General features: G+C 66.0%; 15 protein-coding genes. 4 read left to right on the forward strand and 11 right to left on the reverse strand.

Features of this window, described 5'->3' with window-relative positions:
* Window positions 1-97: 97 nt before the first annotated feature.
* From RHA1_RS16610 to rpsF, 9 genes are all read right to left on the reverse strand, one after another.
* Entirely contained in the window at window positions 98-1,036 is a 939-nt protein-coding gene (locus tag RHA1_RS16610; RefSeq protein ID WP_011596060.1) for an SDR family NAD(P)-dependent oxidoreductase, read from the reverse strand.
* Between the two features lie 71 nt (window positions 1,037-1,107).
* A complete protein-coding gene (locus RHA1_RS16615) occupies window positions 1,108-1,425 on the reverse strand; it encodes a hypothetical protein (protein ID WP_011596061.1) in 318 nt (105 codons plus the stop codon).
* A gap of 1,003 nt (window positions 1,426-2,428) precedes the next feature.
* On the reverse strand, window positions 2,429-3,745 hold the full coding sequence (locus tag RHA1_RS16625; protein WP_011596063.1) for an HNH endonuclease signature motif containing protein: 1,317 nt from the start codon (window positions 3,743-3,745) through the stop codon (window positions 2,429-2,431).
* A 577-nt stretch (window positions 3,746-4,322) separates the two neighbouring features.
* Window positions 4,323-5,783 (reverse strand): glyceraldehyde-3-phosphate dehydrogenase, encoded by a 1,461-nt coding sequence (locus tag RHA1_RS16630; RefSeq protein ID WP_041811567.1) that lies wholly within the window; start codon window positions 5,781-5,783, stop codon window positions 4,323-4,325.
* A gap of 341 nt (window positions 5,784-6,124) precedes the next feature.
* Window positions 6,125-7,516 carry a replicative DNA helicase gene (dnaB, locus tag RHA1_RS16635; RefSeq protein ID WP_029539771.1) on the reverse strand — a complete coding sequence of 464 codons (1,392 nt, stop codon included), beginning with the start codon at window positions 7,514-7,516 and terminating at the stop codon, window positions 6,125-6,127.
* A gap of 574 nt (window positions 7,517-8,090) precedes the next feature.
* The gene (gene rplI / locus RHA1_RS16640; protein WP_009476433.1) at window positions 8,091-8,546 is read right to left on the reverse strand and encodes a 50S ribosomal protein L9; all 456 of its coding nucleotides are present in this window, start codon (window positions 8,544-8,546) and stop codon (window positions 8,091-8,093) included.
* Between the two features lie 17 nt (window positions 8,547-8,563).
* Window positions 8,564-8,806 carry a 30S ribosomal protein S18 gene (gene rpsR, locus RHA1_RS16645; protein WP_005249686.1) on the reverse strand — a complete coding sequence of 81 codons (243 nt, stop codon included), beginning with the start codon at window positions 8,804-8,806 and terminating at the stop codon, window positions 8,564-8,566.
* Between the two features lie 38 nt (window positions 8,807-8,844).
* The gene (locus RHA1_RS16650; protein WP_005249678.1) at window positions 8,845-9,366 is read right to left on the reverse strand and encodes a single-stranded DNA-binding protein; all 522 of its coding nucleotides are present in this window, start codon (window positions 9,364-9,366) and stop codon (window positions 8,845-8,847) included.
* A 65-nt stretch (window positions 9,367-9,431) separates the two neighbouring features.
* Window positions 9,432-9,719, reverse strand: a complete 288-nt coding sequence (gene rpsF, locus RHA1_RS16655; protein WP_005249677.1) for a 30S ribosomal protein S6 — start codon at window positions 9,717-9,719, stop codon at window positions 9,432-9,434.
* 161 nt (window positions 9,720-9,880) lie between these two features.
* Between rpsF and RHA1_RS16660 the strand changes: the two genes are divergently transcribed.
* The 3 genes from RHA1_RS16660 to RHA1_RS16670 are packed head-to-tail and all read left to right on the forward strand — an operon-like array spanning window position 9,881 to window position 12,105.
* Window positions 9,881-10,102 carry a hypervirulence associated TUDOR domain-containing protein gene (locus RHA1_RS16660; protein ID WP_029539770.1) on the forward strand — a complete coding sequence of 74 codons (222 nt, stop codon included), beginning with the start codon at window positions 9,881-9,883 and terminating at the stop codon, window positions 10,100-10,102.
* 60 nt (window positions 10,103-10,162) lie between these two features.
* The gene (locus tag RHA1_RS16665) at window positions 10,163-11,524 is read left to right on the forward strand and encodes a glycosyltransferase family protein (RefSeq protein WP_011596067.1); all 1,362 of its coding nucleotides are present in this window, start codon (window positions 10,163-10,165) and stop codon (window positions 11,522-11,524) included.
* Window positions 11,521-12,105: a GNAT family N-acetyltransferase gene (locus tag RHA1_RS16670; protein WP_009476437.1), complete on the forward strand. Its 585-nt coding sequence runs from the start codon at window positions 11,521-11,523 to the stop codon at window positions 12,103-12,105. The genes RHA1_RS16665 and RHA1_RS16670 overlap by 4 nt, the downstream gene beginning before the upstream one ends.
* A 15-nt stretch (window positions 12,106-12,120) precedes the next feature.
* Here the strand turns inward: RHA1_RS16670 and RHA1_RS16675 are convergent, their stop codons facing one another.
* Together RHA1_RS16675 and RHA1_RS16680 are read right to left on the reverse strand one after the other, a co-directional pair.
* Window positions 12,121-13,065, reverse strand: coding sequence for an alpha/beta hydrolase (locus tag RHA1_RS16675; protein WP_011596068.1), 945 nt, complete (start codon window positions 13,063-13,065; stop codon window positions 12,121-12,123).
* Window positions 13,066-13,093: 28 nt separating this feature from the next.
* On the reverse strand, window positions 13,094-14,737 hold the full coding sequence (locus RHA1_RS16680) for a flavin-containing monooxygenase (RefSeq protein WP_011596069.1): 1,644 nt from the start codon (window positions 14,735-14,737) through the stop codon (window positions 13,094-13,096).
* 222 nt (window positions 14,738-14,959) lie between these two features.
* On the opposite strand from RHA1_RS16680, the gene RHA1_RS16685 reads away from it, so the two are divergent.
* The gene (locus tag RHA1_RS16685) at window positions 14,960-17,251 is read left to right on the forward strand and encodes an ATP-binding protein (RefSeq protein ID WP_011596070.1); all 2,292 of its coding nucleotides are present in this window, start codon (window positions 14,960-14,962) and stop codon (window positions 17,249-17,251) included.
* Window positions 17,252-17,313: the final 62 nt, after the last annotated feature.

Raw genomic sequence — 17,313 nt, forward strand, 5'->3', positions numbered from 1 at the left:
CGCCCCACAGGTTGGAGTCGGTGGTCGTCATGACGACGCGGATACTCGGGATTTGTCGAACAGGTGGGTGGGTGTGCGGAACCTCCTCGAGGGCGGTCTACCCGTCGACTGCTGCGAGGGACAGCGTCCAGAGTCGTTGCGCCGATTCAGGGTTGAGGGCGTAGTCGGCGACTCCGACTCGCTCGGGTCCGCCCACGTAACGGACGGCTTGATTGCTGTCTTCGAAGTAGCGTCCCCCGATGCCGCGGAGGAGGGGTGACGTGGCGACGAACACGGATGTCGCCGCTCCCTGCTGTGGTGACTTGTACTCGGCGGTGGGGTCCGCGCGCAGGCTGTTGTACACGTTCTCGGGCAGATGTCGGGTCAAGTTGGTCCAGATCCCGCCGGGATGCAGCGCGTTTGCCGTGATTCCGTCGTGTGCCCGGCGGCGGGTCGCCTCGACTGCGAACAACACATTCGCGGTTTTGGATTGCCCGTATGCAAGCCACGGGTCGTACTCGCGGTTGTCGAAGTTGATGTCGTCGAAGACGATGTCGGAGCTCAGGTGTCCGCGGGAACTCAGGGACACGATTCGCGCACCGTTGGCGTGTGCGAGCGCGTCGTGAAGGGCGTTCGCCAGCGCGAAGTGACCGAGGTGGTTGGTCGCGAACTGCGATTCCCATCCGGACCTCGTTCGGCCGAGCGGGGTGGCCATGATTCCGGCGTTGTTGATCAGCACGTCGAGTGCAGTGCTGCCCCATTGTTCGGCGAAGCGGTGAACTGAGCTGAGATCGGCGAGATCGAGCGTCCGGACTGCGACACGTTCCTGACCGAGGGCGGTGTTGATGTCGTCGGCGACGCCGCGGCCGGCGTCCGGGTTTCGGACGGCGATGGTGACGTCCGCGCCGGCAGTCGCGAGCGCGCGAGCGGTCTCGAGGCCGATGCCGGACGAGGCGCCCGTGACGATGCTGCGCTTGCCGCGCAGGTCTATTCCTTCGAGGACCTCGGCGGCGGTCGAGGCCGCGCCGAAGGGACTGGTGATGCGGTGCTGTGTCATTGGTAGCTGTCCTTGTTCGGCGGCTGGCGTGACGGTTCGGGTTGCCTGGACGGCCCAGGCAAGTCGCCGCTCTACATCTGGTTGCTGCTGTTCCAGCCGACCAGGATCTGGTCGAGCACGATGGTTTCGGCGCGGCGGTCCTGCCGCTGGTCACGCTGACGGTCGTGCTGGCGTTGCTCCTGCATGTCGTTGTCGCGGTCGAGCGGGCTGTCGTGGGTGACTGCGGCGGCAACCGGCTGCGCGGCGTTCGGCGGTGCGATGGTGGCGTTGGCGGCACCGACCGGGACGAGGCCGAGTGCCGCGGTCGCGGCGGCGACGGCAGCCAGTCGCTTCCAGGAGGAGGTGCTGGTGGCGGAGTGGGTGATCGAGTGAAGCTGTGTGGTGCTCATGGCGGTAGGTGTTCCTCATCCGAGTGCCGCGGGCCCAGCGTCTGCGGCTATTCGAACGGTGTCGGGGAGGGCCGGGAGCGTTACACCGGCAGAACCCGGGATAGCTGTGATGTGCGTCACTCGGGTAGGCGGCCTTCGACACCGCGAGCAGGGGACACCGGGGCCGACCGAGCGCTCGACTCGACTTGATGGCCGGCGCGCGTCGAGTCCGGCGACGCTGGGTGCAGGTGCCGCCCAACCAGCAGCTCGGGCTACACCTGCACCCCACCCCTCGCGTGAACCGACTCGTGTGCCCGAGGCGTCCGCGTTGCCATGTGACCACCATGACGGCCGAGACGTTACCAGAAAACGGGCCGATTGGTTTGTTTTATTTGCGGAGGGCAGACATGTCGTCAGAAGTGGGTATCCGCCTGCTTTTGCTGCCAGAGTCCACACGCCGCGAGCGGGAAACCGAACCCGGGAGTCGTGAGTATCCGAGTGGTCTCGTCGTCAGCGGCCGATAGATCGAAGTAGCCCAATGGACAGCGCGCGTCAGCTGGGTTTCGTCGATCCCGAAGACGGCATCGACGTCCAGAGACAGGGGGCCGCAGGGACAGTGACCATTGGCTGGTCCCGCATATGTCGAGAGCACGTCGCGACCCTTGACGACGAACACCTCCGGATAGATCTCACACGCCATCGTTTCCTCACATTCGCGAGGTGGGTGCCTTGACCTCGTACATTCGCGTTCCTTCCGGCGAGCGCCGCGGGGTGCCCGATTGCCGTGTCTTCCGGACCTTAATGGGTATGCGCCGACAGTTCCGTGCCTTCCCCGCGTGTCGGGGCGGGCACACCGCGGGCCGCATGGCAGTTATCTGCGGTCCGATCGCGCCGGAGTTGGCTGTTGCAGCCGCCACCGATCCAGTACTCGCGTATGGCTGGAGGACCCCGCCACGACGGCATGCCGGCTCGGCAACAGGAATCGGCCTGTTGCAGAGTCGGCAGTGTGCGCTTTGCGGGGCGGTCAGGATGCTCGGGGCCGTGCCTGGTTGTGTGCCGGTATCGGCTTCCGTTCCCAGTCGACCTGCCGCGGTGGGATGAACGTGGGGTGCCGATCGGTTCCCATCTCTACTTCCCACTCACTGTGGTGGAGGAGTCGGTGGTGGAATCCGCAGAGCAGGACCAGGTTTCCCATGTCGGAGGGTCCCCCGACGGACCAGTGAACGATGTGGTGACCCTCGCACCATGATGGCGGCGCACCACACCCGGGGAACGCGCATCCTCGATCCCTCGCCACCAACGCTTTTCGCTGCCTCTTGGTCACTGTTCGAGTGGAAATACCGAGGTCGAGTGGCGCCCCGTTCTCGTCGAGCACGATCGGCGTGTAGATCGAATCGCAGCTGAGGAGCCGGGCTGCCCTGAGGCTCAGTGGCCCCATCCACTCGGTCCAGGCGACTCCGTCGACGGCGAAAAGCGACTCGTCAGTGGCGGAGGCATCGCGCTGTTGTCGCGCGCTGCAGTCAGTGTGGTCGGCGAGATCCTTGACGTTCACGTGAAGTGAGACGTGTGGCCGTTCGCCGCCTTCTTCGCCGGCGATCCCGGAGTCGAGGTAGCGGCGAAGGAGTTCGGTGAACCCGTCGGCTCGTCGCTGTCCGGGCGTGCGGCTGTCTTTGGTGCCGTCCTGCGCCGGTCGCGGCTTGGACAGTCCGGAGAGAGCCGAGAGCAGCATTTCGCCGGTCACGGCATCCAGGTCGCCTTTGACGGCGACGCGGCCGTTGAGTGTCTTGGACGCGTGGAATTCGTTGAGTTCGGTGTCTTCACTGGGCGGCGGGTCGTCGGATTCGAAGGTGCGTTCCAGTCTGGCGATAACGGCGCGCACTGCGTCCGTGTTGGCTGTAGGGCCGGTTGCGGCGAACAGCAACGCATTTCGGCAGTCATCCAACGCCTCGAGCGGCATCCCCTTGGGTGGCCGTTCGCAGAACTTCATGATCAGCGCTGCGTGCTCTGCCGAAATGTTGGTGTCGAAGTACTCGTCCGCGATTTCCGGTTGGAGACGCAAGCCTCGGCCCAACAGCACGATTCGCCCTGCCGCACCTACCTCGAGCAATGTCTTGGAGGCCAGCCACATCTTGGCGTTCGGAAACCCCAGCACATCAACCTTGCAGCGGTGGTCGACGGCACCGACGAGCTTGACGCGCAGGGCTTCGAGTCTTTGAATCTCCTCCGAGATACGAATGACCGATTCGAGCAGTTCCGCTTCGGCCAGACGCCACGCATCACCGACCGCGGTCGCCAAAATCTCTTCCGACAACGCCCCCTGGACATCTCCCCCGAGCCCCATCCGTGAATTCTAGTTCGAACACCCTTTCGAGTCAATGGTTTCAAGCCATCGGAATCGGGGCTGCGAGGAGGACGAGGATGCCCGCGACATCACAGCCGACGGCTGAGTGTGCTTGCCTCAGCGGCTCACCCGGGTCTCGCCCATCACCACGCGTAGGTCCACCGCGAACCCGGCCTACCGCGCCAGGAACTCATGGTCTCAGGCCGGTGTCTAATTCGTAAGCGAAAACGGCTGTAGCGCATGCCAAAGAGATTCGTCCAGTCCCCATTATCAGATTGCCGCCACGAACCGTCCTGTCCGACGCTTGCCCCGGCATCGAGGTCGCGGCAGCAGCCGATTGGATCGGTGTAGGTTCCGGACTCACTTGTCCGCTCGACCTGGGAATTTCGAGATCTTCCACGACACTTGTCTCGGAGTTTCCGCGGGAAGATGTCCCATTTCTGCGACTCCGCTCACTGCCGCCTCCACCCGGTTACGAACGATGAGCTTTCAGCGGCGAGGCCCACCGAATACGCGACGACGCCCGGGAGAGCAGCCACTGCTCGTCCCGGGCGTCGTGAACCTACGGTGGCGCCGGTCAGCCCACGGACATCGCATCAGCGGCGTCGACCGCGGGGTAGATGGGGTACTCCACACCGGACAGGTACTGGACAGTGCGCACCACCTGGCACGAGTATCCGAACTCGTTGTCATACCAGACGTAGAGGATGGCGGTGTCGCCGTCGACGATCGTCGCGTTCGCGTCGACGATGCACGCGGCGCGCGAACCGATGAAGTCACTGGACACGGCATCGGTTGCAGCGGTGTAGTCGAGGTTCCGGCTCAGCGCTCCGGTGAGCGACTCCTGGCTGAGATGCTCGAGCACCTCCTCCCTGGTGGTCTCACGACCCAGCTGAAGGTGGAGGATGGCGACGGATACGTCCGGAGTGGGAACGCGGATCGAGTTGCCAGTGATCTTGGCCTTCAGCTCGGGGAGCGCCTTGGCGACCGCCGACGCGGCGCCGGTCTCGGTGAGCACGAGGTTGAACGGCGCCGAACGACCACGACGGTCGGCCTTGTGATAGTTGTCCAAGAGGTTCTGGTCGTTGGTGAACGAGTGCACGGTCTCGACGTGGCCTCGGGACACACCGAATTCGTCGTCCATGGTCTTCAGCGGCGGGACGATGGCATTGGTGGTGCAGGACGCGCACGACACGATCTGCTCGTTCGGGTCGAGGTCGCGGTGATTGACGCCGTGCACGATGTTCGGGACGTCTCCCTTGCCGGGCGCGGTGAGCACCACCTTCGCGACTCCGGGGCGGAGGTGCTTCGACAGTCCGTCGCGGTCGCGCCAGATTCCGGTGTTGTCGATCAGGATGGCGTTGTCGATGCCATGCTCGGTGTAGTCGAGGCTCTCCGGGTCGTTGCTGTAGATGAACTTGATGACGTTGCCGTTGGCGATCAGCGTGTTGTTGTCGGTATCGACCTTGATCGTGCCGTTGAACTGCCCGTGGACGGAGTCACGGCGCAGCAACGATGCGCGCTTGGTCAGATCGTCGCTGCCACCTTTGCGGACCACCACGGCACGCAGGTTCAGCCCATTGCCCGAGCCGGCCTTCTCGATAAGCAGTCGAGCGACGAGGCGACCGATTCGCCCGAATCCGTACAGGATCACGTCCTGCGGCTGCGCGGGACTCGTCTGGGCGCCGCCGACCAGGTCGGCGAGGCTCCGTGCAACGAACTCTGGGACCGATGCTCCGTCACCGTTGGCGCGATAGGCCATCACCAGCAGTCCGAGGTCGATCTTCGAGGGCCGAAGATTGAGGTGAGTCAGCGCTTCGAGGAAGGGGAACGTCTCCTCGACCGACAGTTCATCGCCGCTGATCTGCCGGGCGAAACGATGGGTCCGCAGGATACTGATGACCGACTTGTTCACCAGGGAGCGACTGTGAAGCAGAATGGTCACCGAGCGTCTGCGGTGCAGGCCGCCGATGATCGGGATCATCGCCTCCGCGAGAGCTTCCTCGGAGTTCCACTGGGCCAGTTCCACTGTGCTCACTGCGCTTGTCTGCCTTCCCGGCTCATGTGGCGTGTCCTTAGGTGGGTTGCCGGCGAGCGCACACCGTTCCACCAGCGGTGACCTGGATCACCGGACCCGGTTTCGCGACTCGCGGACACCGGCGCGCCCGACGCACTCATCATATGGAAGCGTTTCGTCGGGCCGACAAGCCGGTCGCCGAAACGTCCGGCGGGACGAGAATCCGGCCATCTCGCAGGTCTGACGACCGACGAGTTGCCCGAGCGGTAACCGTCAGACAACAGGCCGAGGGTAGGAGGTGGGAGGGGCGGCGGCAGCAAGCAGGCAAGCTGCTGCTGCTGTTGCCGTCGGCGGCGGCGGTACTAGCCCCGCGCCATGTCGACGAACTTGGACAGGTGAAGCTGGTGCGCCACCGTGATTGTCGCGGTCGGGCCGTTACGGTGCTTGCCGAGGATGAGGTCGGCCTCACCGCCGCGGGGGTCGTCGCGTTCGGTGGCGTCGGGGCGGTAGAGCAGGATCACCATGTCGGCGTCCTGCTCGAGCGATCCCGACTCACGAAGGTCGGCGACCTGGGGGCGCTTGTCCTGTCGCTGCTCGGGACCACGGTTCAGCTGGCAGATCGCGACCACGGGAACCTCGAGTTCCTTCGCCAAAAGCTTGAGGCTACGGGAGAACTCGGAGACTTCCTGCTGACGTGACTCGACCTTCTTACCTGAGCTCATCAGCTGCAGGTAGTCGATCACGATCAGCTTGATGTCGTGTTTCTGCTTGAGCCGCCGGGCTTTTGCGCGGATCTCCATCATCGTGAGGTTGGGGGAGTCGTCGATGAACAGCGGCGCTTCACTGATCTCACTCATACGTCGAGCGAGCTTCGTCCAGTCGTCGTCGGTCATCTTGCCGGAGCGCATGTCGCCGAGCTTGATCTTCGCCTCCGCCGACAGCAGACGCATGACGATCTCGGTCTTGCTCATCTCGAGCGAGAACATGACGCTGGCCATGCCGTGCTTCACGGAGCAGGAGCGCAAAAAATCCATTCCGAGTGTGGACTTACCCACACCGGGTCGGGCCGCGACGATGATCATCTGGCCGGGGTGGAGGCCGTTGGTGATCTCGTCGAGTTCGACGAAGCCGGTGGGCACACCGAGGGAGATGCCGCCGCGGCTGGCGATGGAGTCGATCTCGTCCATCGTGGGCTGCAGGAGCTCCTCGAGGGGGACGAAGTCCTCGGTGGTGCGGCGTTCGGTGACCTCGAAGATCTCGGCCTGCGCGCGGTCGACGACCTCGGCGACGTCCTGACCGTCGGCGCCGGTGTAGCCGTACTGGACGATGCGGGTGCCGGCGTCGACGAGGCGGCGCAGGATGGCCTTCTCCGCCACGATCTCGGCGTAGTAGCCGGCGTTGGCGGCGGTGGGCACGGTCTGGGTGAGCGTCACCAGATAAGGCGCTCCACCGATGCGACGGAGCTCGCCACGACGATCCAGCTCCGCGGACACCGTGACCGGGTCGGCGGGCTCACCGCGGCTGTAGAGGTCCAGGATCACGTCGTACACCGACTGGTGCGCGGGACGGTAGAAGTCGCCGGGACGGAGCACCTCGAGCACGTCCGCGATGGCGTCCTTGCTGAGGAGCATGCCGCCGAGCACGGACTGCTCCGCCGCCATGTCCTGAGGTGGCTGCCGGCCGAACTCTTCGCCGGGCTCCGCGTCAGGCGGACCCGGGTATTCGGAACGGCCCCGATCGTCTACTACAGCCACTCGACCGACCTTCCCCATCACTGTTGCGCCACCCCGGAAAATGCTTCCCGGCGTTGGTGCCCCGAACTCTTTGTACTCGCCCCTACCGACAACCTTCGCAGGCTCTTCGCGGCAGCCGGCGTCGTGATCGCGAGACACGCCGGGACGACGTTAGGGATTAGCTACCCGGTGTTCAAACCAGCCTGTGTACACAGTTGGGGATAAATTGTGTAAACCGCTGGGCATCTTTGTTAACCCCATGGGGATAACCTGAGGATAAGTGCATATCACAATCCCAAAAACCCAGATCAGAGCCGTTTTTTGGTTTCTCACCACTGTGGATGAAAACCCGTTCGGCGTGTCTTTCACGTTGACGACTCGGGCGTGTTGAGTTGGTCGCCCCCTGCGTGGCAATATGATTCACCTCACAGATCGCCGGCGGGGCGGCTAACTTCCAGACACAGCTGGAAGCCGCTCTCCTGCGTGCTTCACACCGGTGAAACCGGCCTCGAGAGGGCGGCTGTGAGCCGGAATCGACAAGCACAGGCCCCCCACACGCCGAGGCGTCCGGGGGGCCTGTGAGTAAACGAGTCGACTAGGCGCCGACGACGTTCAGGTGGAACTTCGCAACCACGTCGGGGTGCAGGTTCACGACGATGGCGTGCTTGCCGGTCGCCTTGATGTGAGCCTTCGGCAGCTCCAGGTTGCGCTTGTCGACGACGGGTCCACCGGCGGCCTTGATGGCACCGGCGACATCGGCGGCGGTAACCGAACCGAAGAGCTTGCCCGAGTCACCGGCGGTCTTGACCGACAGCGAGATGTTCTCGAGGCCCTCGATGGCGTCCTTGAGCTCCTTGGCGTGGTCGAGTCCGCGCACGGCGCGGGCTTCCTGCGCACGACGGATGCCCTCGACCTGCTTCTCGGCGCCACGGGTGGCGACGATGGCCAGGCCGCGGGGCAGCAGGTAGTTGCGGCCGTAACCGTCCTTGACCTCGACGGTGTCGCCAGGCGCACCGAGGTTGTCCACGTCAGCGGTGAGGATGAGCTTCATGTCTTTCCTCCCTTTCCTTAGCGAGCCACGGTGGCGTAAGGCAGCAACGCCACCTCACGTGAGTTCTTGACGGCAATGGCAACGTCGCGCTGGTGCTGGACGCAGTTGCCGGTGACACGGCGCGCGCGGATCTTGCCGCGGTCGCTGACGTACTTACGCAGAAGCGTCGTGTCCTTGTAGTTGATCTGCGTGTTCTTCTCTTTGCAGAAGATGCAGATCTTCTTCTTCATTACCTTGTCGCGCAAGGGCGGCTTCGGCATTAGTTTGCTCTTTTCTGGATGTTCCGATCAGGTACGGATCAGAACGGGGGTTCGTCGCTCCCGCCACCAGAGCCTCCGAAGGAGCCGGACGCCTGCGGCGCGCTGCCCCACGGATCATCTCCGCCGGTGTTGGATTGCGGACGTCCGCCGCCCGATCCGCCGGAGGAACCGAAGCCACCGCCGCTGCCGCCACCACGGTTGGCCTTGTTGACCTTGGCCGTGGCGTACCTCAGCGAGGGGCCGATCTCGTCGACCTCGAGCTCGACGACAGTGCGCTTTTCACCTTCACGAGTTTCGTACGAACGCTGCTTGAGCCGGCCACTCACGATCACTCGCGAGCCACGGGTCAAGCTCTCCGCGACGTTCTCGGCTGCCTCGCGCCAGATGTTGCAACGCAGAAACAGTGCTTCGCCGTCTTTCCATTCATTGGTCTGACGGTCGAAGGTGCGGGGCGTGGACGCGACAGTGAAGTTCGCGACCGCGGCTCCCGCGGGGGTGAATCGAAGCTCCGGATCAGCCGTCAAGTTTCCGATGACGGTGATGACGGTGTCGCCTGCCATATGGTTCCTCCTGCAGAATGTGGAGTTCGGTTGGGCACGAGCCTAGGGCTGGTGACCGACAGAAATCACTTGTTGTGGCGCAGAACCTTCGTACGCAGCACCGACTCGTTCAGACCGAGCTGACGGTCGAGCTCTGCGACGGTGGCGGGAGTAGCGCTGATGTCGATCACCGCGTAGATGCCTTCGCTGTGCTTCAGGATCTCGTAGGCGAGACGACGCTTACCCCAGACATCGACCTTGTCGATCTTGCCGCCGTCCTGGCGAACAACATTGAGGAACGTATCCAGCGAAGGAGCAACAGTGCGCTCGTCCAGGCTGGGGTCAAGGATGACCATCAATTCGTAATGACGCATAAGACCTCATCACCTCCTATGGACTAGTGAAAACGGCCACGGACTGTCCGTGGCAGGAGGGTCGTTGCGTCAGCAACCTTTGCAGGTTACACGACGAGCCCCTGACCAGCGAAATCAGGCAAGCCGGTGTGACACCGGGAACCGCGGGGTACGCCGACGCGATGGCAGAAGAGAAGAAATTCCGACAGGGCGACGAGGTGGAGTGGAAGACCCACGGCACCACCACGTCGGGGACGGTCGAGGAGGAGATCACCGAGGACACCGAGGCGGCGGGCCGCACGGTGCGGGCGTCCGAGGACGACCCGCAGTACCGCGTCGTCAGCGACAAGAGCGGGCGGGACGCCGTCCACAAACCCGACGCCCTGCGCCGGGCGAGCGACTGACCTCCGCACCCGCGGCGTTCCGCTTCGCACGCGGAGGCCCACGCACCCTAATGTGGATTCATGCACATCGGAGCTCGGCAGCGGTCGCCGATCACGGCGCTCGTCGTCGGGTTGGCGGGCCTCTCCATGCTCGCCGGCTACCTGCAGAAGGCGCGGTGCGCCGGGGCTCCGTTCGACGGCGTCGGGCGATCCCTGATCTTCGACCGCATCAAGGACACGCAGGTCTGCTACTCCGACATCCAGTTCCTGTGGCTCGGACGCGACGTCAACCTGCACGTCTTCCCGTACGTCACCGGGGGGATCAACGCCGACGGCATCCTCACCGGCGGCACCGTGGAGTACCCGGTGCTGAGCGGTGTGCTGATGTGGCTCGGCGGCATCGGTTCACACACCGACGCCGACTTCCTGCTGCACTCGGCGCTGATCCTCGCCCCGTTCGGCCTGCTCACGGCGTGGATGCTCGGACGTCTGGCCGGCTGGTGGGCACTGTTGTGGTCGGCCACGCCGCCGCTGGTGCTGTACGCCTTCCACAACTGGGAACTGCCGGTGGTCGCGACGTCGGTGGCCGCGATCTTCGTCATGACACTCGAACGGATCCCCCTCCGTGCCCGAGCCGTCCTCGCGGCGGTGCTCCTCGCCGTCGGCTTCTGCCTGAAGGTGTATCCGGGTGCGTTCGTGCTGCCGCTGATCGCCTACGTCCTCACCCGGAACGGCACCGCCGGGCGGCGCTACGACGTGCGCGGCGCGGTGATGGTCGCGGTGGCTGCGATCTCCACCGTCGTGGCGGTGAACCTGCCGTTCGCCCTCATCTCCTACAGCGGATGGCGGGCGTCGTTCACGTTCCAGGAGAACCGTCAGGCCGACCTCACCACCAACTCCATCTGGTACTGGGGCCTGCGACCGCTGTTCGGGCCGGTCGCCGACGACGTCCCGCTCCCCGCGTACGACCAGACGGTGAGCCTGCTGTCGCCGCTCCTCGTGTGCGCGGCGTTCGCGATCGCCCTGCGTCTCGGCTGGCTGCGGTTCCAACGCGACGGCGCCTACCCGTGGATCGCCGTCAGCGCCGCCATGCTCTGCGGATTCCTGCTGCTGCACAAGGTGCATTCGCCGCAGTACACGTTGTGGCTGATCCCGTTCTTCGTCTTGCTGCGCGTCCCGTGGGGGCTCGTCGCGGCGTATCTGGTGGCCGACCTGTCGATGGGGATCGGCGTCTTCAAGTACTTCGGCGCCCTCGCCGCTCAGACCGACGCGTCGACGTTCGAGGTTCTCGTGAAGTTCGGGGTCTGGGGCCGCGCGGGACTGCTGGTGGTGCTGTTCTTCGTGTTCCTGCGTGCCGCCCAACGGCATCCGCCCGTCCGCGGGCGCACCGGTCCCGAGTCCGGCCGACGGCCGGTGCTGAAATCTCCCGAGCCGGTGCGATGAGCGAATCCTGGTTCGCGCACCCCACACTGACCGGACGGCACGTACGACTCGAACCGCTGGGCGACAACCATGTCGACGGCCTGGTGGACGCCGTCGACGACCCCCGCATCTTCCACTGGACGTCCGCCGCGATCGCCGACCGCGGCGACGCGGTGGCGTTCGTCCGCACCGCCGACGAGGATCCGACCCGCCTCGCGTACGCGCAGATCGACGTCACCACCGAGAGGATCGTCGGCTCGACGTCGCTGTATCTGATCGACCCGAAGAATCGCAGCCTCGCGATCGGGCACACCTGGTTGTCCCGTTCCGCGCAGGGCACGCTCATCAATCCGGAGGCGAAACTGCTGTTGCTGAGGCGGGCGTTCGAAGACCTCGGCGCGGTCCGCGTCGAATGGCACACCGACGAACGCAACGCCCACTCCCGCGGCGCCATCGCGAAGCTGGGGGCCGAGTTCGAGGGAATCCTCCGCAAGCACCGACGTCGCCGCGACGGGACGTGGCGCAACACCGCACTGTTCTCGATGATCGACGAGGAGTGGCCGCGCATCTGCCCCCGACTCGAGGCTCGAGTCGAGGGCTGACACGGTCGGGTCACGTCACACGACGGGAGCGGTGGCCGTCACCCTCTTCACGAACTCGACGACCGCCGAGCGCATTTCGGCGCTGCGCGGCACCACCCCGGACATCCAGAACGATCCGTGAATCAGCCCGTCGAAGCGGATCGCCTCGGTATCGACGCCGGCCTGCCGCAACGACTCGGCGTACGCCTCCGCCTCGTCGCGGGCCACCTCGTTCTCGGTGGTGAGCACGAGGGCCGGCGGCAACCCCTCGAAACCGGCGGCGCGACTCGGTACGGCGTACGGGTGTTTCGCATCCTCCGGCGAGGACAGGTAGTTGCTCCAGAACCAGTCGAGGTCCCCGGCGCCGATCACGTACCCCTCGGCGAACTCCTGCCGGGACGGGAGGTCCGCGTTCGGATCGATCACCGGGTAGATCAGCACCTGCCCCCGCAGGCGCGGTCCGCCCTCGTCCCGGGCCCGCAGCGCGGTGACGGCGGCCAGGTTGCCGCCGGCGCTGTCACCCATGACGACGACGTTGCCGGGGTCACCGCCGTAACTTGCGACGTTGTCGGCCACCCACTGCAGGGCGGCGGCAGCGTCGTCGGCGGCGGCCGGGAACCGGTGTTCCGGGGCGCGGCGGTACGTCGCGGCAACGACGATTGCGCCCGCGCCGTTCGCGACCGCCCGCGCCGGTTCGTCGACGACGTCGATGTCGCCGGCGACGAACCCGCCGCCGTGGAAGTACAGGACCACCGGGTGCGGTGCCCGGCCCTCCGGCACGTAGACCCGCAGCGCGATCTGCGCTCCGCCGCTCTCGTAGTGCGCGTCCTCCACCCGGGCGACGGGTTCGGGCGGCGCCTGCAGTCCGGCGAACGTCGCCACCACCGCCCGCGCCTCCTCCACGGTGCTGTGCTCGAAAGCTTTCAGCCCCTGCGCCTGTAGTCCGGCGATCAATTCTGCTGCGTGTGCGTCGAGTGCCATTTCGGTCTCCTTTGGTGGGGGGTAGGGGTCAGGACACGGTGGAGGCCGCGCGGGCCTCCGCCCGGGTGAGCGCGAAACCGGAGTAGCCGCCTGCCACTACCTCGTCGCACGTCGCCCGGTAGGTGGGGGCGCCGCCGAGGTAGACCATGCAGGCACGAGGCTTGCCGGGAATGTTCGCGCCCATGTACCACGAGTTCGTCTCCGGCAGCAGGGTCTGGTCGGCGATCTCGTTGGTCAAGGCACCCCAATCGCTTTCGGCCTGCGCGGTGGGCTCGATGACGTCGAGGTCGCGTCGGTCCAGGTAGTCGATCGCGTCGGTCGCGAAGTCGACGTGGTCCTCGATGGCGAGTGGCATGTTGTAGAGCACCGACGGCGACTGCGGTCCCGTGATGAGGAACAGGTTGGGGAACTCGTTGACCATGATGCCGAGGTAGGTCCTGGGTCCGTGCTCCCACTTCTCGGCCAACGGCAAACCGCCCCGACCGCGGATGTCCATGGCCATCAACGGACCGGTCATCGCGTCGAATCCGGTTGCGAGGACGATGGTGTCGACCTCGTAGACGCGGTCACCGACCCGGACTCCGGTCGGCGTGATCTCGTCGATCGGCGTGGACTTCACGTCGACGACACTCACCGAGTCGCGGTTGAACGCCTCGTAGTAGTTGGTCTCGAGCGGGGGACGCTTGGTGCCGTACGCGTAGCCCGTCGGCGCCAGCGTCGCGGCCTTCGCCGGGTCCTGCACCCGCTCGTGGATCCGGTCGCGGATGTAGTCGGCGATCGTGTCGTTGGCCTTCTTGTCGAACAGGATGTCCTGGTAGGAGTCGATGAACAACCGGAACCCGCCGGCGTTCCAGCGCTCGTCGAACGTGCGGCGGCGCTCCTCGGCGTCGACGGCGAGCGCGGACGGCTGCACCTGATTGAACGGGACGCCGAGGAAGTGGTTGCGGGCCGCGGTCCGCACGTCCGCATAGTTGCTCTTGATGTCCGCCAATTCGTTCGGGTCCATCGGACCGTTGCCGAGAGGGGTCGCGAAGTTGGGGGTGCGCTGGAAGACCACCAGTTCGGCGGCGTCCTCGGCGATGAACGGGATGGCCTGGATGCCGCTGGCCCCGGTCCCGATCACGGCCACCCTCTTGCCGGTGAAGTCGGCGCCCTCACGTGGCCAGTTGCCGGTGAGCAGCACCTCGCCGCGGAAGTTGTCGATACCGCCGAACTCCGGCGTCTTCGGCACCGACAGGTTGCCTGCCCCCGAGATGAAGTACCGGCTGCGCACGACGGCGCCGTCGTCGGTGCGGACCGTCCACACCGAGTTCTCGTCGTCCCAGTGCACGCCGACCACGCGGGTGTCGAACGTGATGTCTTTGCGCAGGTCGAAGCGGTCGGCGACGTGTTCGAGGTAGCGGAGGATCTCCGGCTGTCCGGCGAACCGCTCACTCCACTGCCATTCCTGCTGCAGATCCTCGTCGAACGAGTACGAATAGTGGACGCTCTCGATGTCGCAGCGGGCACCCGGATAGCGATTCCAGAACCAGGTGCCGCCGACCTCCGAGCCGGCTTCGAACACCCGTGTCGACAGCTTCATCGTGTCGCGCAGCTTGCGCAGGGCGTAGAGGCCGGCGAATCCGGCACCCACGACGACGACGTCGACGTCGGCAGAAATGGTCTTTGACATGCGTTGGGCTCCTCGGGACGATGGGTTCCGGCTGGAGTCGAGCGGGCAACCGGGGTATGCCAACGACAATGGCCCACGTCACATCACCCCCACACCGGGTAAAACACCCCCTCGGTTACCTGTGTTGTCCGTCACATTCGGTGGGGGTAGGTTTCGTTCCACACCTGGCTAACCGGACACGGGAGAAATCCACTGACTCGCTCGAGAGAACTCACGAGGTCGATGACCAGCTTCGTCGGCCGACGCCGCGAGATCGAGGAAGCCCGCGCACGACTGCAGCAATCCCGGCTCGTGTCGCTGCTCGGTGCCGGCGGCGTGGGCAAGACGCGGCTGGCCGAGGAACTCGCGGTCCGCTCCGCCCGCGCCTTCCGCGATTCCGTCCGGTGGATCGACCTCGCGCCCGTCCGCGATCCCGACGCACTGCCCTCCGCGGCCGCGGCCGCGCTCGGCGTCACCGACCAGTCGAGCCGTGCGGTGATGGACAAGGTGATCGACCAACTGCAGTCCCGGCATATGCTGATCGTCCTCGACAACTGCGAGCACCTACTGTCCGCGGCAAGCGAATTCGTCAGCACCGTCCTCGCCTCCGCGCCGGAGGTCCGGATCCTCACCACGAGTCGCGAACCGCTCGGGATCGCCGGCGAATTCACGTACCTCCTTCCACCGCTGAGCACTCCGGGTGACATCGAGGACTGCCGCGCCGCGGACATCGCCACGTTCGAATCGGTGTCGTTGCTCGTGGAGCGCGCGCAGGGCGTCGTCGCCGACTTCCGCCTCACCGACGCGAACGCCCCCGCCGTCGCACAGTTGTGCAATCAGCTCGACGGGATCCCGCTCGCCATCGAACTCGCCGCCGCCCGGCTGCGGTCGCTGTCCGCGTCGCAGCTCGTCGAACGCCTCGACCAGCGTTTCGCACTCCTCACCGGCGGTGACCGGGCGGCGATGCCTCGCCAGCAGACGCTGCGCGCCCTCATCGACTGGAGTTACGAACTGTGCTCGGACACCGAGCGGCTGCTGTGGTCGCGGCTCGCCGTGTTCCCCGGAAGCTTCGATCTCGAAGCCGCGGAAGCCGTCAGCGGGTTCGGTGCGCTGTCGGACTCGCCGGTCATCGACGTCCTCGACCGCCTGGTCGGAAAATGCCTTGTCACCGTGGACCGTTCGACCGAACGTCTCCGCTACTCGCAGCTGATGACGGTGCGGGAGTACGGGCACGAGCTCCTCGAACTGAGCGGGGAGCGCGACGAGCTGTACCGGCGACATCTCGAGCATTATTCGGAGCGCGCCCGCCGGTCGTCGCTCGACTGGTGCGGGCCAGGACAATCGGAGATCCTCGCGGGACTGCGGATCGACCACCCCAACCTCGTGGCCGCCCTGGACTGGGCCCTGCACGACGACTCGCAGCGGGCGGCGGCCGCGGAACTGGCCGTCTCGCTGCGGTACCACTGGATCGCGGGCGGCAACCTGTCCGACGGGAGGACCCGGCTCGAGCGGATACTGCTACGGCTCACCGACCCCACCCGGGAACGGGGCGACGTGCTGTGGGTGACCGCGTGGACCGCGCTGATCCAGGGTGACCGCGACGCCGCGCGCGAACACCTCGACGAGTGCACGGCGATCGCGACCGCGCTCGGTGACGAACGACTTCGCGCGCACGCCGACCACTGGGCGGGGATCCACGCCGTGTTCTCCGGCCGCCCCGACGAAGCCATCGGGCTGTTCCGTGATGCCATCGCCGTCCACCGCGCCGTCGGCGACACGGCCTCGGTGCTGACCGCGTCGTTCGAGATGGGCATGGCGCAGACCTACGACGGCCGGCTCGACGACGCCCTCGAGACGTGCCGGGACGTGATCGCGGTGGCGGACGTGCACGGCGAGAAGTGGAACAAGGCCTACGCCCTGTGGGTTTCGAGCGTCGCGTACTTCCACCTGGGCCGGGGCGACGATGCCGTCGACGCTGCCCAGCAGGCGCTGCGGATCCAGCGCGACTTCAAGGACAAGATCTGCACGGCTCTGTCGATCGAGGTGCTGTCGTGGGTGGCCACGTCGAGCGGTGACGCGAACGCGGCGGCCAGGCTGTGCGGCGCCGCGAAGGGTGTGTGGCATCGGCTGGGCACGTCCGTCGCCGCCTTCGGCCCCCATATCACCGACGACTCGCTGTCGTCGGAGCGCGACGCCGCCCGCATGGTCGGGCCCGACGAGTTCGCCCAGCTCGCAACGCCTGCGGTCCGGCTCACCATCGAGGAAGCCGTCGACCTCGCACTGGGCACCCCCACCGAGCGCAGGGCGCCGCGCGCCGAGGCGTCGCCGCTCACCAAACGGGAACAGGAGATCGCCGACCTGCTCGCCCAGGGCCTCAGCAATCGGCAGATAGCCGAGGCGTTGGTGATCTCGCGGCGCACCGTCGACGGACACGTCGAGCACATCTTCGACAAGCTGGCCGTCAGCTCCCGCACGCAGGTGGCGGCGTGGGTCGCAGCCCGGGCGCATCCCCCCGTCGTGGAGACCGGCCGATAGCCGGACCGTAACCGCCGGCCGCGCGAAAGGCACTGCACAGTCGGGAATCTCGACGGTCTATA

Source organism: Rhodococcus jostii RHA1, from assembly GCF_000014565.1.
Taxonomy (GTDB): Bacteria; Actinomycetota; Actinomycetes; order Mycobacteriales; family Mycobacteriaceae; genus Rhodococcus_F; species Rhodococcus_F jostii_A.

What these genes read in the sequence shown, in the direction of transcription:
- RHA1_RS16610 (WP_011596060.1), bottom strand. Translation starts at nt 1,036, where the DNA reads ATGACACAGCACCGCATCACCAGTCCCTTCGGCGCGGCCTCGACCGCC.
- RHA1_RS16615 (WP_011596061.1), bottom strand. Translation starts at nt 1,425, where the DNA reads ATGAGCACCACACAGCTTCACTCGATCACCCACTCCGCCACCAGCACC.
- RHA1_RS16625 (WP_011596063.1), bottom strand. Translation starts at nt 3,745, where the DNA reads ATGGGGCTCGGGGGAGATGTCCAGGGGGCGTTGTCGGAAGAGATTTTG.
- rplI (WP_009476433.1), bottom strand. Translation starts at nt 8,546, where the DNA reads ATGAAGCTCATCCTCACCGCTGACGTGGACAACCTCGGTGCGCCTGGC.
- rpsR (WP_005249686.1), bottom strand. Translation starts at nt 8,806, where the DNA reads ATGCCGAAGCCGCCCTTGCGCGACAAGGTAATGAAGAAGAAGATCTGC.
- RHA1_RS16650 (WP_005249678.1), bottom strand. Translation starts at nt 9,366, where the DNA reads ATGGCAGGCGACACCGTCATCACCGTCATCGGAAACTTGACGGCTGAT.
- rpsF (WP_005249677.1), bottom strand. Translation starts at nt 9,719, where the DNA reads ATGCGTCATTACGAATTGATGGTCATCCTTGACCCCAGCCTGGACGAG.
- RHA1_RS16660 (WP_029539770.1), top strand. Translation starts at nt 9,881, where the DNA reads ATGGCAGAAGAGAAGAAATTCCGACAGGGCGACGAGGTGGAGTGGAAG.
- RHA1_RS16665 (WP_011596067.1), top strand. Translation starts at nt 10,163, where the DNA reads ATGCACATCGGAGCTCGGCAGCGGTCGCCGATCACGGCGCTCGTCGTC.
- RHA1_RS16670 (WP_009476437.1), top strand. Translation starts at nt 11,521, where the DNA reads ATGAGCGAATCCTGGTTCGCGCACCCCACACTGACCGGACGGCACGTA.
- RHA1_RS16675 (WP_011596068.1), bottom strand. Translation starts at nt 13,065, where the DNA reads ATGGCACTCGACGCACACGCAGCAGAATTGATCGCCGGACTACAGGCG.
- RHA1_RS16680 (WP_011596069.1), bottom strand. Translation starts at nt 14,737, where the DNA reads ATGTCAAAGACCATTTCTGCCGACGTCGACGTCGTCGTCGTGGGTGCC.
- RHA1_RS16685 (WP_011596070.1), top strand. Translation starts at nt 14,960, where the DNA reads ATGACCAGCTTCGTCGGCCGACGCCGCGAGATCGAGGAAGCCCGCGCA.